Raw genomic sequence first — 14,092 nt, forward strand, 5'->3', positions numbered from 1 at the left:
CCCGCAGCCGGGCGTCCGCTCAGAGGCTGTACTCCTTCACCACCCGCCGGACCTGGGCGAACAGCATGCCGACGTTGACCGACTTGCGGCACACCACCACGGCCACGACGTCCTGCTGTTCGTTCATCCGCACGAACAGGTGCGTGAGGTTCTCGCTGTTGACCAGGATCTCCTGGAAGAAGTGGTTGTCACTGGCCATCCCGCGACGCTCCTTGAAGACGTCCTCGATCATCACGACCGTACGGCCCTGGAAGAGGTCGAGCGTCGCACCCGCCAGGAGGTCCAGGACCTCCGGCGGGTGGTTCTCGACCGTCTCGTACGACAGCAGCATGCCGGTGGACATGTCGACCACACCGGACGCGACGCAGTCGGGGGCATCGGTGCGCAGGGACTTGACCAGGCCCATCACCTGGTCGGAGAAACCTGGGGTCATACGCTTCGTCGCCATCCCTTCAGACTCCTTCTGGTGCTTTCTCGGTCGCCTTGTCCGTGAGGATCGAGCCGATCCGGTTCAGGGTCGGCTGGGTCGCCCGGTGCAGGTGGTCCAAGTCCATGCCCTCGTCGCCGAGCACGACCATCAGGGCGGTGTCGCCGACGGCGTAGAAGGCGGCGCAGCCGTGGCTGCCGTACGTCACGGTCCGGCGCAGCGTGCCGCGGGCGGACGCCTGCGCGGTGCGCCGGGCGAGGCCGAGGCCGGCCGCGGCGAGCGCGGCGAGCCCCTCCGGGTCTATCGAGTCGGCGGTGTCCGCGGCGATGAGCAGCCCGTCCGCGGCGGCCAAGGCGGTGTCCGTGATTCCGGTGACCTGTTCCCGCAGACCGCGCATTTCGAGCGCCAGAGCTTGGTGATCCATAGAGTCAACTCCCCTGATTCTGATCGCGTCTGATCGGCTTTTTCATGTGGGTGTTCCGTTTCGGAGGCGGAAGAAATTGCCGGGTTTCCGGCGGGGCAGATCGGTTCGCGCCGGGGGCGGGGGCGGCTCCACGGGCGGGGGCCTGCGGGGCCGCAGTTCGTCGCCCTCGGGGAGGGAGCGGACCGCGACGGGCGGCGGCGGTCCCGCGCACACCAGGAGCCCTTCGTCGAGCATGCGGGCCACCTCGACCGACACGGTGTAGACGCCGCGCCCGACCCGGAAGGCGAGATCGCGGGCGGTGCTGCGGCCGTCGGCGTGCGTGAGCAACTCGCGCCGCAGGGACCCGGATCCGCTGTCCGTGCCGGAGCGCACGGGACGTTCCCGGTCGGGGTGCACGGGGTGCGGCAGGGCGGCGAGGGCGGTGAGTCTGCGGAGCGCGTCCTGGAGCAGCCGCAGGGGCGGCTCACCCACCGGGACCTGCGCGAACGGCTCCGCGGTGGCGTGGCGTTCGCACTCCTCCAGCCGGCCCGCGGCCATCGCGAAGGCGGCGTCGTGGAGGGCCAGCGCACACACCACCCTCAGCTGCGCGGCCCCCGCGTAACCGTGCGCGATGAGCGCGGTGACCGGCCAGCGCGAGCCGCCCGACTCCCGCACCAGCTCGGCCCACTGCTCGCCGCTGACCCGCCCCGAGCGCAGCAGCAGCGCCTCGGGCCCCGGGGCGCCGGGCGACTCCACGGCGACCACCCGGCCGTCCCCGAAGTGGAAGGTGCCGCCCGGTGTCCCGGTGATCCGCAGCTCTCCGGTGAAACCGTCGCGCCCGCACGCGGCCAGGGCCTGAGCCAGGTGTTCGTGGCCCGACATCGCACCCCCCGCCGTCTCGCACACACGCCTGACGCGTAGCGCTGAGGAGGGAAGGTGTATCAGTCCGGGCGCATATTCCGAGGGCGGGTTCGCTACCTGCCTCTAGTTGACGGAAGTTGAGTTCGCGGGCTGCTCAAAACATTGTGTTCGGCGCTCAATTGACCGAATCCGAGGCAGGTTTTTCAGGGCCCTGAGGCGGTTCCGCCGCGCTCTCCTCGCCGGTGACGACCTCGTCCTCGGGCTCGGGCGGCGCCGCCTGTTCCTCGGCGTACCCCTTGAGGTAGCTCACCACCGTGTTCGTCACCGCCACCAGCGGTACGGCCACCACCGCGCCGCCGATACCGGCCACCATGCCGCCCGTCGCGACCGTGAGGACGACCGCGAGCGGGTGGACACGCACGGCGCGGCCGAGGATGAACGGCTGGAGGATGTGGCCCTCGATCTGCTGGACGGCGAGGACCACCGCGAGGGTCATCACCGCCGTGAACACGCCCTGGGTCACCAGCGCGACGAGCACCGCCAGCGCGCCGGAGGCGACCGCGCCCACCAGCGGGATGAACGAGAACAGGAAGATGAAGACGGCCAGCGGGACGGCCATGGGCACGTCGAGGAAGTAGATGCCGATGCCGATGAAGACGGCGTCGATGAGGGCCACCAGGACCGTGCCGCGGACGTAGGCGGTCAGGGTGCGCCAGGCGCGCGGACCCGCGCCGGCCACGGCGGGGCGGGCGGCCGCGGGGACCAGCTTCAGGGTCCAGTTCCAGATGCGCCGGCCGTCGTAGAGCAGGAAGAGAGTGGAGAAGAAGGTCAGCAGGATGCCGGTGAGGGCCTCCACGACGACCTGGACGCCCTCCAGGCCCGCCGAGGTGATCTGGTCGGTGTTGGCGCCGACCGCCTCGCGCAGGTTCTTGGCTATCTGGTTGATCTGCTTGTCGGTGACGTGGAAGGGGCTCTTCAGCAGCCAGTTGCGCAGGTCGTCGATGCCGCTCTGGATCTGGTTGGAGAGGTCGTCGATGTTCTCCATGACCTGCCAGGTCACGAACCAGCCCATCAGCCCGATGATGACGAAGCCGAGGATCGCGGTGAGAGCCGTGGCGGGGCCGCGCGGGACGCCGTGCCGCATCAGACGGGCCACCGTCGGCTGGAGCAGCGCGGTGATGAGCAGGGCGACGACGAAGGCGAAGACGACGAGCTGTACGGAGCTGATGACCCGCATCAGCACCCAGACGGTGCCCGCGAGGACCAGGAGCCGCCAGCCGGCCTCGGCGGCGACCCGTACACCCCACGGCACGGCCTGCGCCGGGTCGGGGCGGGGCACCAGCACGACGGGCGGGCGGGAGGCGGTGGTGGCCGGCTTCCGCTGCTTGCGCTCGGGCGGCTCGGCGGCGTCGGCCTCCTCGCGGGCCACCTCGGCGCGGCGCTCGTCCAACCGCTCTCCCACATCGGTCAGCCGGGCACCGAGCCGGCCGATCCACCCTGGCACTCGCGACATGATCCGTCCTCTTCCCCCGTCTCTCCTCACCACTCCCCCCTGGAGTCGTCCGGTCCGACCGTACATGGCGAAAGCTCCTCCCCCTAGGACGGGGAGGAGCTGCGGGGGGTTGAGCGGCCGGGGCGATCCGTGATCAGTAGTTGCCGTGGGCCTGCCAGTAGGCCCAGGCGTCGCAGGGGCTGCCGTACCGGACGTTCATGTAGTTCAGGCCCCATTTGATCTGGGTCGCCGGATTGGTCCGCCAGTCGGCGCCGGCCGAAGCCATCTTGGAGCCCGGCAGGGCCTGGACGAGGCCGTAGGCGCCGGACCCGGGGTTGACGGCCAGGTAGTTCCAGGTGGACTCGTGGTCCACGATGTTGCTGAAGCACTGGAACTGCCCGCCGGGCACGATCTGGCGCGCGATCGCCTGGACCTGCGCGGCCGTGTACGAACTCTGCACCGGGAAGACGCCGGAGCCGGCCTTGGCCTCGCGCTCCTTCTTCGCCTTCTCCTCGGCGGCCTTCCGCTTGGCCACCGCGGCCTCGGCGGCCTGCTTGCGGGCCGCTTCCTCCGCCGATGTCCTGGCGACGGCGTCCGCTGCGACGGCCTGCGTGTCGGCCTGCCGTGTCAGCGCGACCGTCTGTACCTGGGCCTGCCGGCCCTCGGGTATGTCCGCGAGGAGCGTCGCGTCGCCGACCGGTGCCTGGGCGTCGCCGGCGGACTGCGCGGTGCCCGCCTGGGCGACTCCCATGACGGCACCGACAGTGGTGACCGCCGTGGCCGAGACCACGGCGAGTCCACGTGCGGAGGTCCGGCTCATGTCCGGCTCAGTACCAGTGGTTGGCCTGCCAGAACGACCAGGCCTCGCAGGGGCTGCCGTACCGGCTGTCCATGTAGTTGAGGCCCCACTTGATCTGGGTGGCCGGGTTGGTCTGCCAGTCGGCGCCGACCGACGACATCTTGGAGCCCGGCAGGGCCTGGAAGAGACCGTAGGCGCCCGAGGAGGCGTTGACGGCCCGGTAGTTCCAGCTGGACTCGTGGTCCACGATGTTGCTGAAGCACTGGAACTGCCCGCTCGGCACCATCGAGGACGCCATCGCCTGGATCTGCGCGACGGTGTACGAGCTCTGCACCGGGAAGCTGGAGGAGCTCCTGCTGGCCTTCTCCTTGGCCTCGGCGCGCTCCTTGGCTTCCTTGGCCGCCTGCTCGGCGGCCTCCTTCTTCTCGATCGCGGACTTGGCGGCGGCCTTGCGGGCCGACTCCTCCGCGATCTTCTTGGCGCTCGCGTCCGCGGCGATGGCCTGGTAGTCGGCCTGCTGCGTAAGGGACGCGGTCTGCACCTGAGCCTGCTCACCCGCGGGGATGTCCGCCAGGAGCGTCGTCGTGTCGGCTGCCGTCGCCTCGGCGTCGTTCGGCTGCGCGACACTGCCGGAGGCGACTCCGACAACGCTGCCTACAGCGGTGACCGCGGTGGCGGAGGCCACTGCGAATCCCCGGACCGAAATCGGGCTCACACGGTTTCCTTCCAGCATCGCCCGCTTCGGTGACCCTGGCGGACGCAATCGTGCCCCTGGACACTGGCCTCCCAACTAACGGGGTCACGGGAGGCGCGGGCCCGGTGGGCAACTCCCTTGCGAGGAGCGCCGCGTGGTGCGCGGGCGGCATACGACGGACGGTATGGAGTTGGTCGTGGTGTTGCTGTGGTGCCGTACCGCTGGGGGTACAGGTGTGCCGTATGCGGGGCCTGACAGAACCGAGACTCTGCCGTAACCGGACGCCGGGTGGCAATTCTGAGTTGCGTGTGAAAGCTCACATCCCGTTTGACCCATGGGATTTCGAGAAACCTCGACACGCGAAGGCGCCGCCCGGCTAGGCTCTTGGCCTTTCCGGACGGCGCCAACCTGCTCCGGTTTTTCCCGGATTGCCTTAGATCTGACCGTCTTCGAGCATTTCGGTCACAAGGGCCGCGATCTGGGACCTCTCGGACCTCGTCAGCGTGACGTGGGCGAAGAGGGGGTGTCCCTTCAGCTTCTCCACCACGGCGACCACACCGTCGTAGCGACCGACCCGCAGATTGTCCCGCTGGGCCACGTCATGGGTCAGAACGACCCGTGAATTGGCGCCGATTCGGGACAGAACGGTGAGAAGCACATTCCGTTCCAGGGACTGCGCCTCGTCCACGATCACGAACGCGTCGTGGAGCGAGCGGCCGCGGATGTGGGTGAGCGGCAGGACCTCCAGCATCCCGCGCGCGGTGACCTCCTCGATGACCTCGCGGCTGGTGACCGCGGACAGCGTGTCGAAGACCGCCTGTGCCCAGGGACCCATCTTCTCGGACTCGGAACCCGGCAGATAGCCGAGTTCCTGCCCGCCCACCGCGTACAGCGGCCGGAAGACCATCACCTTCTTGTGCTGGCGGCGCTCCAGGACCGCCTCGAGCCCCGCGCACAGCGCGAGCGCCGACTTGCCGGTGCCGGCCCGGCCGCCCATGGACACGATCCCGATGTCCGGGTCGAGCAGGATGTCCAGCGCGATGCGCTGCTCCGCGCTGCGGCCCTTGATGCCGAACGCCTCCCGGTCGCCGCGCACCAGCCGGACGTTGCCCTCGGGCGAGACCCGGCCGAGCGCCTTGCCGCGCTCGGAGTGGATGGTCAGCCCCGTGTGCACGGGCAGGTCGGAAACCTCGGGGACGTAGACATGGCCTTCGTCGAAGAGGATGTCCACCTGCTCGCCGGGCAGGGTCAGTTCGGACATTCCGGTCCAGCCGGAGGAGCCCGTGATGGCGAGTTCGGCGCGGTACTCCTCGGCGAGGAGACCGACCGAGGACGCCTTGATCCTGAGCGGGAGGTCCTTCGAGACGACGGTGACGTCGTAGCCCTCGGCCTGCAGGTTGCGGGCGACCGCGAGGATGCGGGAGTCGTTGTCCCCCAGGCGGTAGCCGCTGGGCAGCACGCTGGGGTCCGAGTGGTTGAGCTCGACACGAACGGTTCCGCCCAGGTCCCCGATCGGGATGGGAGCGTCGAGACGGCCGTGCCGGACCCGGAAGTCGTCGAGCAGCCGCAGGGCCTGCCGGGCGAAGTAGCCGAGTTCGGGATGGTGCCGCTTGGCCTCCAGTTCCGTCACCACGACGATGGGAAGCACGACCTCGTGCTCGTCGAAGCGGCTCAGGGCGTTGGGGTCCGACAGCAGAACACTGGTGTCGAGGACATAAGTGCGCCGGTCTGGCTTGTGGCGCTTTGTGCTGGTCACCACGGAAGGACGTACCCCCTCGGAAGAGGTCGGGGAGCGACGGAGTGGAGCTGGACCGGTCGACGGCCCGTTTGCACGGGCCGGGGACCGGCCCTCCACTGCTTCTTCCGTGCTGTGACCGCACGGCAAGGCTGGTGCAAAGGGCCTCCCGGGCGGACGGCCCCGTGCCGCCCGCTGAGATCCGACACCCGTGGTTCGGGCATCGACCTGACTGGCTTATGCCCTCGAACATGCGGTGCCATGCCAGCGCATACGACGGCGCGCTGGTGAACTCCTAGTTACTTCTGTCGCGAACGGGGTAGTCGAGCACTCTCTGTGAAGCTCCTGTCAGCCGCCGTAGCGGCGGTGACGGGCCGCGTAGTCGCGCAGCGCGCGCAGGAAGTCGACCTTGCGGAAGGCCGGCCAGAAGACCTCACAGAAGTAGTACTCCGAGTGGGCGGTCTGCCACAGCATGAATCCGGACAGCCGCTGCTCGCCGCTGGTACGGATCACGAGGTCGGGGTCGGGCTGGTCGCCGGTGTAGAGATGGCGGCCGATCATGTCGATGTCGACGGCCTCGGCGAGCTCCTCCATCGGGGTGCCCTTGTCGTGCGCGTCCAGCAGCATCGACCGTACGGCGTCGGCGATCTCCTGGCGGCCGCCGTAGCCGATGGCGACGTTGACGAGTATTCCGTCGACGTGGGTGGTGGACTCCTCCGCCTCCTTCAGCGCCGTCTGCATCGGGGCGGGCAGCAGGTCCGGGGTACCGACGTGGTGGACCCGCCAGCGGCCGTCGGCGGCGAGGGTGCGCACGACGTCCTCGATGATGCCGAGGAGGGGGCCGAGCTCCTCCGGCGGGCGGTTGAAGTTGTCCGTCGACAGCAGCCAGAGGGTGACGACCTCGACGTCCGTCTCGCTGCACCAGCCGAGGAACTCCTCGATTTTCTCCGCGCCGGCGCGGTGGCCGTCCACAGGGGTGGAACCGGCGGCCTTCGCCCAGCGCCGGCTGCCGTCCACGATGACCCCGATGTGCTTGGGCACCTGGGCGTGGTCCAGGTGGCCTTCCACCCGGCGTGCGTAGAGCCTGACCAGCAGGCCGCGCAGCTTGTCGCGCAGGTTCACGTGAAAGTCAGCCCCTCTGAGATGGCGGTCCCCGCGGCTAGAGCCTACCGGGGCTTCCGGGCGCCAACTGCGCGGGGCCTTCTGGCGCCTGAGCGTCCACGGCTCGTCGGGGACCCGGTCGCGCCCCTGCGGTGGAGCGTCCGTCGGCCTGTGCCCCGCGCCCTGGCGGGTACCCCTGCCGCCCATGTCATGCGCGTCTCGGCGCACAAAAAACGGGCCGGTCCGTGGGGGGGGGAGACGGACCGGCCCGAGGGGGGGATCCCACCATAACCCTTCGTGAGGGATGACGGGTGCATCGGCGTGCCACAACTACTCTCCGGAGTCGGGTGGCGACGGCGTGATGGCCGGTCGAAGCCCTGGTTGTGGGGGTTTCGTGGCCGAATCACGGCGGAATCATGGGGGCGCGGGGCATCGCCCACGTGGGTGACTCCGGGTCGGAACGTTTCTTTGACGCCGGGAAGTGGGCGCGGCACCGCGCAGCCCCCTCCTCTGCGCGGTGCCACCGCGCAGCTTTGCTGACGCGAATTGCCTCTTCTTGAATTTACGTCAGTCGGGGTCCCGATGCGAGCCGCCTGGGATAACGATGTGGAAACCCCGTGAAGACCATGGATATGCGGGGCGGATCGGCCCTCGATGATCCCATTGTCCGCTTTGCAGGCATCTGGGGGTCGTCCGCAGGGGTGAACGTCCGGCGAGTGCGCGTCAGGGAGCGACCGCCTGGCCGGCGACCGTCGTCAGGCCTGCGACCGTCAGGCCGACGGCTTGCGGGCCTCGAAGAGATGGCGGCTGCTGTGGGCGACGAAAGGCCCCTCGGCCGCGATTCGCTCGTGCAGGGACCGCAGTCGGGGCTCGTACTCCGCCACAGTGAAACCGGGCACCATCCACACCACCTTGCGCAGGAAGTGGACGACGGCGGCGATGTCGTGGAACTCGATCCGCAGCCGCTCGGCGCGCACGTCGACGATCTCCAGTCCGGCGGCCTCGGCGGCGGCGCGTTCGCGGTCGTGGTGCCGGTCCGAGCTCTGTGCCGCGGGCTGCGGGCCGAGGAAGTGCTCGACGAGCTCGAAGACGCTGCGCGGGCCGACGTGCTGGGCGAAGTAGGTGCCGCCGGGCTGGAGCACGCGGGCGATCTCCGCCCACTGGGGGTTGACCGGGTGCCGGCTGCTCACCAGGTCGAAGGTGTCGTCGACGAAAGGCAGCGGCGCGTCCTCCGGTGCGGCGACGACCACGACGCCGCGCGGCCGCAGCAGGGCGGTGGCCTTGGCGATGTTCGGCGGCCAGCCCTCGGTGGCCGCGGCGAGCACGGGCGTCCTGAGCCCCTGCCCGAGGGCGAAGTCCATGACCTCGCCGCCGCCGGTCTGGATGTCGAGCGAGGCGGCGGCCGCGGCCAGCCGTTCGGCCAGGGCGCGCGCGTACCCCCATGAGGGCCGCGCCTCGGTGGCCCGCCCCTCGAACCACGAGAAGTCCCACCCCTCGGTGGGCACGGCGTCGCCCTCGGCGACGAGGTCCTCGAAGGTGCGGGTCTGTTGGGGGGTCATGGGTTGATCGTGGCAGCGGGGAGGGGGTGGGCGCCCCTCATTTTCGCCACCGCTCGCTTTCAGCGCTCGCTTTCAGCGCTGCTCGCCCTCGGCACCGCTGTTCCGGAGCAGGCGGTCGGGCCTGACTGACCGGCCGCAGGTGTGCTCCGTCCTCCCGTGCTCCGGTCGTCCCTCATGGCACCAGCGGCCGGACGTCCTGCGCGACGAACCGTACGAAGCCCTCCGGGTCGGGCTCGTCGGCCGTCGGCTGGAGGACGACCGTGTCGGCGCCGGCGTCGACGAGCCGCTGGACGGCCTTGGCGACGGCCTCCGCGTCCCCGGCGACCCCGAGGTCGGGAACGTCGGCGAGGCCCTCGTCGGTGAGTTCGGCGCGCAGCCGGGCGGTCGCGTCGGGTCCGGTGGCGGTGAGGAGGTAGACGACGACCCGGTGCGGACCCGTACGGCCCGCCTTCCGCCGTCCCTCGTCGATGAGCCCGCGGGCCCGGCGGACCCCCTCGGACGGGGTGCCGGCGGTGAGCACTGTGCCGTCGGCGGCCTCGCCGGTCAGACGGAGGGTGCGCGGGCCGGTGGCCCCGGTGAGCACCTCGACGGGGCCGTCGGGCGGCCAGTCGAGGGCGACGCCGTCCAGCGAGACGTACCGCCCCCGCGTGGTGACGCGCTCTCCTGCCAACAGGGCCCGCAGCGCGAGGAGATGCTCACGCAGCAGGGTGAGCGGCGACTCCGCGCGCGCTCCCACCTGCCCCATCCAGTCCTGCACACCGTGGCCGATGGCGAGGACGGCCCGCCCCGGGAACATCCGGTGCAGGGTGGCGGCCTCCATCGCGGTGATGGCGACGTTCCGCAGGGGGACGGGGAGCAGGCCGACGCCGATCCGCACCCGCTCGGTCCACGCGAGGGCGGCAGCGGCGGTGGTGATCCCGCCCTCCCGGAAGCAGTCCTCCCACAGCCAGAGCTCTTCGAGCCCCGTCTCGTCGGCGAGCCGGGCGAGGGCCCGCAGCCGCTCGGGAGGGAGTTGGGGACGGAACACAGCGCCGAGTGCGGTCATGCCGCCTTCGTACCCACGACGGAGGGCCCGGTACAACTCCTTTACGGCTTACGGCTTACGGCTTACGGCTTACGGCTTACGGCTTACGGCTTACGGCTTTACGGCGTCGGCTCGTACCGCAGCAGTACGACGCCGTTGCCGAAGGTGTGCGACTCGACGAGCCGGAGGGAGGTCAGCGTGTCGGTGTGCGGGAAGAGGGGCTTGCCCCGGCCGACGAGGACGGGGTGGACGTAGATCCGCAGCTCGTCGACGAGGCCGTACCGCAGAAAGGTCTCCCCCAACTCGGCCCCGCCCAGCGCGAGATCACCTCCCGGCTGCTCCTTCATCGCCCGGACCTCCTCCGGTACGACCTCACGGACCAGGGTGGAGTTCCAGTCGACGTGTGCGAGGGTCCGGGAGTAGACGACCTTGGGGAGGTCCCGCCAGATCGGGGCGAACTCCCTGACGGACGCGGGGGCTTCGGGATCGGCGTCGGCGGTGGGCCAGTAGTCGGCCATGAGCTCGTAGACGACCCGGCCGTGGAGCAGCCCGCCCATGCTCCCGACCGTGGCGTTCATGTGCGTGTGCAGCTCGTCGTCGACCCGGTGCCAGCTGATGTCGCGGTCGGGGCCCTCGATGTAGCCGTCGAGGGACATGGACATCATCAGGACGATTTTCCGCATCGGACACCTGACCTGGGCAGTGGAGAGAGGATCGACTCCCAAGATATCGGGAGCGACAGGGACGGCGTGGGAACGCCATGGCGGGAGAGGTGGCTCCGGGATGGGGCGCTGGCTGGACGGGCGGGGCGAGCTGGTCGTGCACGGGGAGAAGGACGGTGAGCGGGGCGGGGAGCGGGACGGGTTCGCCGTACCGCTGGAGATGGCGACCTCCTACCGGGCCCGGACGAAGGGACTGCTGGGCCGGGACTCCGTCGACGGGGCCCTGCTCCTGTCCCCCGCGGGCAGCGTGCACACCTTCCGGATGCGCTTCCCCATCGACGTCGCCTACCTCGACCGCCGACTCCGCGTCATCGCCGTACGCACGATGAAGCCGGGGCGGCTGGGACTGCCGCGGCTGCGGTCCCGGCATGTGCTGGAGGCGGAGGCGGGGGTGATGGAGGGGTGGGGGGTGCGGGTGGGGGTGCGGGTGGAGATCGTGGTGGAGTGACGGGGCGTGGGATGACGGGGCGTGGAGGCGCGCCGCCTCGGGCGACTGAGCCGACTTATCCGAACGCGCTGACAGCGAGATCGGCCGACGGGAACCGCAAGTTGAGAGTGCTGCCGGTGTTGACCGCCACGTAGCACACTCTGCGGATCTGCCGGGATCCCGGAAGCGCACCACTCCGTCCTGCCACGACGGCTGCGGCAATGCCACCGCCCGCCACCCGCAGATCTCCGAACCCCCTTTCACCGAACGGAGTTGCCGCATGCCTGAAAACGCCCCCTGGGAGTACACCCTGTACATCCCGAACGACCCCAGAGCCGTCACCATCAGCCGCCGCACCCTCCGCCTGATCCTGACCATGCACGACCTGATCCACCTGGTCGACATCGCGGAACTGCTCGCAGCAGAGCCGGTCTCCAACGCCGTACGCCACACGAAGGGACCCGCCGCCCTCAGGATGCGGTGGTCGGCAGGCGCACTGCGCATCGGAGCGTGGGACGCCGATCCCGAACCTCCCGAGCCCCCAAATGAGTTGGAGCCGATCGGCGAGGCGGAGGAGGGAAGAGGGCTGGCGTTGGTACGGGCCTGCTCCGACCTGTGGGGATGGCAGCCGTTGGCGCGGAACGGCAACCGGGGCAAGTACGTATGGTTCGAACTGGCCGCAGCCTAGCCAGGTGAAGGCGCGAGACGAGCACGCGTGTGGAGTGGACGCTCGACGACAGCGCTCCCTCGGCAAGGTTCACGCCGGGGGGTGCTGCTGTGAGCCTTGCCGGAGTCGACTGTTCCCCTGAGGCCGCGGGCAGACCTGCCACATGGCGACGCCAGAGAATTACGAACAGCGGCGAGACGAAGACGCCCGTCTGTGGGCGCATCACCTCCACACCGATGCCATGCTCTTCCAGCGCGGCAACCTCTTCCTCGTCGCACAATCTCTACTGGCGGTGGCCTACAGCACCACTGCCACATCGGCCACCACTTACGCGGCGGCACGTGTCTTGGCCGGCTTCGGGCTCGCTCTCACCGCGATCTGGGCATACGTGGGACACCGATATCACCGCTACAACCGGGCCATCCAGCGACGTACGGCCGAGCGCCTACCGGACTACGCGGAAACCTATACAACTAGCCGCATCCCTGGTCCCAGCGCGATGCCGCTGATCGCCTACGCGCTTCCGATTCTCGCCGCCGTCATGTGGATCGTTCTGCTCATCGTCACCTAGGTCTCGAAAACCCTGCAAGAAGCGGCCCGTCAACCCATCCACGAACGGTCATCCGCATTGGGCGACGAAAGTGCTCGGGTCCCGGCCCTGAACGTCTTGAGTCCGTCCTTGCTGACGACCTCGTCCGCCAAGAGTCCCTTCTCCCATGTGTCGGCAGACATGGTGACGGTCTGGCTCTCAAGGTAGAAGGCACTCTCGCCGTCAACCGAGATGCGACAGGTCGAGTTCAGTTCTTCGGCGATGTCACTGCTGCGCGAACTGGCGGAGGATGCGAAGTTCTTCCCCTCGGGGAGGATGCGCTCGAACGCGGCCACCTGATTCTGGAATTCGTCTCCTGCGCAGATGTCGCGGCTGTCAAGGTGGGCTTTCTCGGCCTCGGGAAATTCCCTTCCGGCGAAGAATCCTCCGACGAGGCAACCAGCCAGGGCGACAGCACTGGTTGCCACTACCACTACAGTTTTCATCAGTCTCTGCTTGCCGCGCCCAGGTCCCGCCCGTATCCGGGCAGGTTGGCCTGTGCTTCGACGATTCCCGCGGTTGTCTCGCTGGCGATGATGCTGTTGAAGTTCTGGGTGTGCGACGTTCCGTGGGCTTCGACCGCCGCCTGCACGGCGTCCTGGTTCACCTGGGCGGTGGAGTCCTTGACGTGCTGCCAGTCCTGGCCGGTGCTGTAGACGACCTTGCCGGTGCTGTCCTGCTCCTTGCCGTCGACGATCTGGCTGATGACGTCCCCGCTGATGGTGCTGGCCACGCCGCTCACGACGGCTCCCGTAGCGGGCGTCGCAATGAACGACGTACCGACTCCGATACCGGTGCCAACGATGCCGGACGCCCAGGCTCCGTTGCGTCGGCATGGCTGCGGTGGGTCCCCGTGGTCTGGTGAGCGCTGTGGGCGGTGGCGGGTTCGGGCCAGGGTCAGCCGAAGGGCGACGGCTGGCCGGACAGGGAGCGCATGGTCTGCGTGTTCGCCGTCTCGGTGCTCTGGTAGAGCCAGGCCGCTGAGTGCTCCGCCGAGACCGCCGTCCCAGTTGCCGCTGCCGAAGTCCAAGGAGAAGTCCGCCGCTCCCGCAATCGGCGCATCCGACGAACAGCAGGAGAAGACGGACCAGAAGGCCACCATCATCTGGACCGTCATCAGTGTCGTAGGCCTGGCAGTCATCGGCCTGGTCGTCCTCCTGATCGTGAAGCGCTCCAGGCGAGGCAGGAACAGCAACGGCGGACTCGGCGGACCTGACGCCTCCGCCAGCTACCCGCAGTACGGCCAGCAGACCCACCCGCAGAACCCGTACCAGCAGCCGGTCTCACCACAGCCGCACGATCCGTACCAGCAGCAACCCGCCCCGCCCCACAGTCAGCGGCCGCCCCAGCAGTAGCCGTCAGCAGAGGGTGATCAAGCCCAGAACGCGGCGGAGCCGCTGGTAGCGGCCGCTTTCAGCGCTCCCACGAAGGGAGCGAAGGCGCCAAACGGGACAGTGATGCTCACCCTGGCCGGATCCTTCGAATCGCGGATGGCAACGTGCGTCGGCGAATTCGCTATTTCCACACAGTTGTTGCCGTCGCCGCCGCCGGAGTAAGACGATCTGCGCCAGTTGTCATGGGTGGCCATGCGA

General features: G+C 69.4%; 18 protein-coding genes. 4 read left to right on the plus strand and 14 right to left on the minus strand.

What is annotated here, in order from left to right; translation table 11 throughout:
• Positions 1-19: 19 nt before the first annotated feature.
• From RKD20_RS16030 to RKD20_RS16080, 11 genes are all read right to left on the minus strand, one after another.
• Positions 20-448 carry a hypothetical protein gene (locus tag RKD20_RS16030; protein ID WP_424878318.1) on the minus strand — a complete coding sequence of 143 codons (429 nt, stop codon included), beginning with the start codon at positions 446-448 and terminating at the stop codon, positions 20-22.
• Positions 449-452: 4 nt separating this feature from the next.
• The gene (locus RKD20_RS16035; protein WP_424878319.1) at positions 453-851 is read right to left on the minus strand and encodes a roadblock/LC7 domain-containing protein; all 399 of its coding nucleotides are present in this window, start codon (positions 849-851) and stop codon (positions 453-455) included.
• A 42-nt stretch (positions 852-893) separates the two neighbouring features.
• Positions 894-1,712, minus strand: coding sequence for a MarR family transcriptional regulator (locus RKD20_RS16040; RefSeq protein ID WP_424878320.1), 819 nt, complete (start codon positions 1,710-1,712; stop codon positions 894-896).
• 154 nt (positions 1,713-1,866) lie between these two features.
• A complete protein-coding gene (locus tag RKD20_RS16045) occupies positions 1,867-3,204 on the minus strand; it encodes an AI-2E family transporter (RefSeq protein ID WP_424878321.1) in 1,338 nt (445 codons plus the stop codon).
• A gap of 133 nt (positions 3,205-3,337) precedes the next feature.
• A complete protein-coding gene (locus tag RKD20_RS16050; RefSeq protein WP_424878322.1) occupies positions 3,338-4,003 on the minus strand; it encodes a transglycosylase SLT domain-containing protein in 666 nt (221 codons plus the stop codon).
• A 7-nt stretch (positions 4,004-4,010) separates the two neighbouring features.
• Positions 4,011-4,697: a transglycosylase SLT domain-containing protein gene (locus RKD20_RS16055; RefSeq protein ID WP_020119652.1), complete on the minus strand. Its 687-nt coding sequence runs from the start codon at positions 4,695-4,697 to the stop codon at positions 4,011-4,013.
• 412 nt (positions 4,698-5,109) lie between these two features.
• The gene (locus RKD20_RS16060; protein ID WP_020119651.1) at positions 5,110-6,435 is read right to left on the minus strand and encodes a PhoH family protein; all 1,326 of its coding nucleotides are present in this window, start codon (positions 6,433-6,435) and stop codon (positions 5,110-5,112) included.
• 324 nt (positions 6,436-6,759) lie between these two features.
• Positions 6,760-7,533: an isoprenyl transferase gene (locus RKD20_RS16065; protein ID WP_424878323.1), complete on the minus strand. Its 774-nt coding sequence runs from the start codon at positions 7,531-7,533 to the stop codon at positions 6,760-6,762.
• 749 nt (positions 7,534-8,282) lie between these two features.
• A complete protein-coding gene (locus tag RKD20_RS16070; RefSeq protein ID WP_424878324.1) occupies positions 8,283-9,071 on the minus strand; it encodes a methyltransferase domain-containing protein in 789 nt (262 codons plus the stop codon).
• 172 nt (positions 9,072-9,243) lie between these two features.
• Complete coding sequence (locus RKD20_RS16075) at positions 9,244-10,116, minus strand: LLM class flavin-dependent oxidoreductase (RefSeq protein WP_424878325.1); 873 nt, start codon at positions 10,114-10,116, stop codon at positions 9,244-9,246.
• A gap of 98 nt (positions 10,117-10,214) precedes the next feature.
• Positions 10,215-10,778 (minus strand): dihydrofolate reductase family protein, encoded by a 564-nt coding sequence (locus tag RKD20_RS16080; protein ID WP_424878326.1) that lies wholly within the window; start codon positions 10,776-10,778, stop codon positions 10,215-10,217.
• A 100-nt stretch (positions 10,779-10,878) separates the two neighbouring features.
• Between RKD20_RS16080 and RKD20_RS16085 the strand changes: the two genes are divergently transcribed.
• The 3 genes from RKD20_RS16085 (at position 10,879) to RKD20_RS16095 (ending at position 12,482) form a co-directional block, all read left to right on the plus strand.
• Positions 10,879-11,265: a DUF192 domain-containing protein gene (locus RKD20_RS16085; protein WP_424878327.1), complete on the plus strand. Its 387-nt coding sequence runs from the start codon at positions 10,879-10,881 to the stop codon at positions 11,263-11,265.
• Between the two features lie 259 nt (positions 11,266-11,524).
• A complete protein-coding gene (locus RKD20_RS16090) occupies positions 11,525-11,932 on the plus strand; it encodes an ATP-binding protein (RefSeq protein WP_424878328.1) in 408 nt (135 codons plus the stop codon).
• 142 nt (positions 11,933-12,074) lie between these two features.
• Positions 12,075-12,482, plus strand: coding sequence for a hypothetical protein (locus tag RKD20_RS16095; RefSeq protein ID WP_424878329.1), 408 nt, complete (start codon positions 12,075-12,077; stop codon positions 12,480-12,482).
• Positions 12,483-12,511: 29 nt separating this feature from the next.
• Here the strand turns inward: RKD20_RS16095 and RKD20_RS16100 are convergent, their stop codons facing one another.
• On the minus strand, positions 12,512-12,946 hold the full coding sequence (locus RKD20_RS16100; protein WP_424878330.1) for a hypothetical protein: 435 nt from the start codon (positions 12,944-12,946) through the stop codon (positions 12,512-12,514).
• Entirely contained in the window at positions 12,946-13,242 is a 297-nt protein-coding gene (locus RKD20_RS16105) for a hypothetical protein (RefSeq protein WP_424878331.1), read from the minus strand. Before RKD20_RS16105 ends, RKD20_RS16100 begins: the two co-directional genes overlap by 1 nt.
• Before the next feature lie 268 nt (positions 13,243-13,510).
• On the opposite strand from RKD20_RS16105, the gene RKD20_RS16110 reads away from it, so the two are divergent.
• Complete coding sequence (locus RKD20_RS16110; protein WP_424878332.1) at positions 13,511-13,855, plus strand: hypothetical protein; 345 nt, start codon at positions 13,511-13,513, stop codon at positions 13,853-13,855.
• 17 nt (positions 13,856-13,872) lie between these two features.
• On the opposite strand, the gene RKD20_RS16115 is transcribed toward RKD20_RS16110, so the two are convergent.
• Positions 13,873-14,088 (minus strand): DUF397 domain-containing protein, encoded by a 216-nt coding sequence (locus RKD20_RS16115; RefSeq protein ID WP_424878333.1) that lies wholly within the window; start codon positions 14,086-14,088, stop codon positions 13,873-13,875.
• Positions 14,089-14,092: the final 4 nt, after the last annotated feature.

The sequence above is a fragment of the Streptomyces sp. SLBN-8D4 genome (assembly GCF_049739545.1).
Classification (GTDB): domain Bacteria; phylum Actinomycetota; class Actinomycetes; order Streptomycetales; family Streptomycetaceae; genus Streptomyces; species Streptomyces canus_C.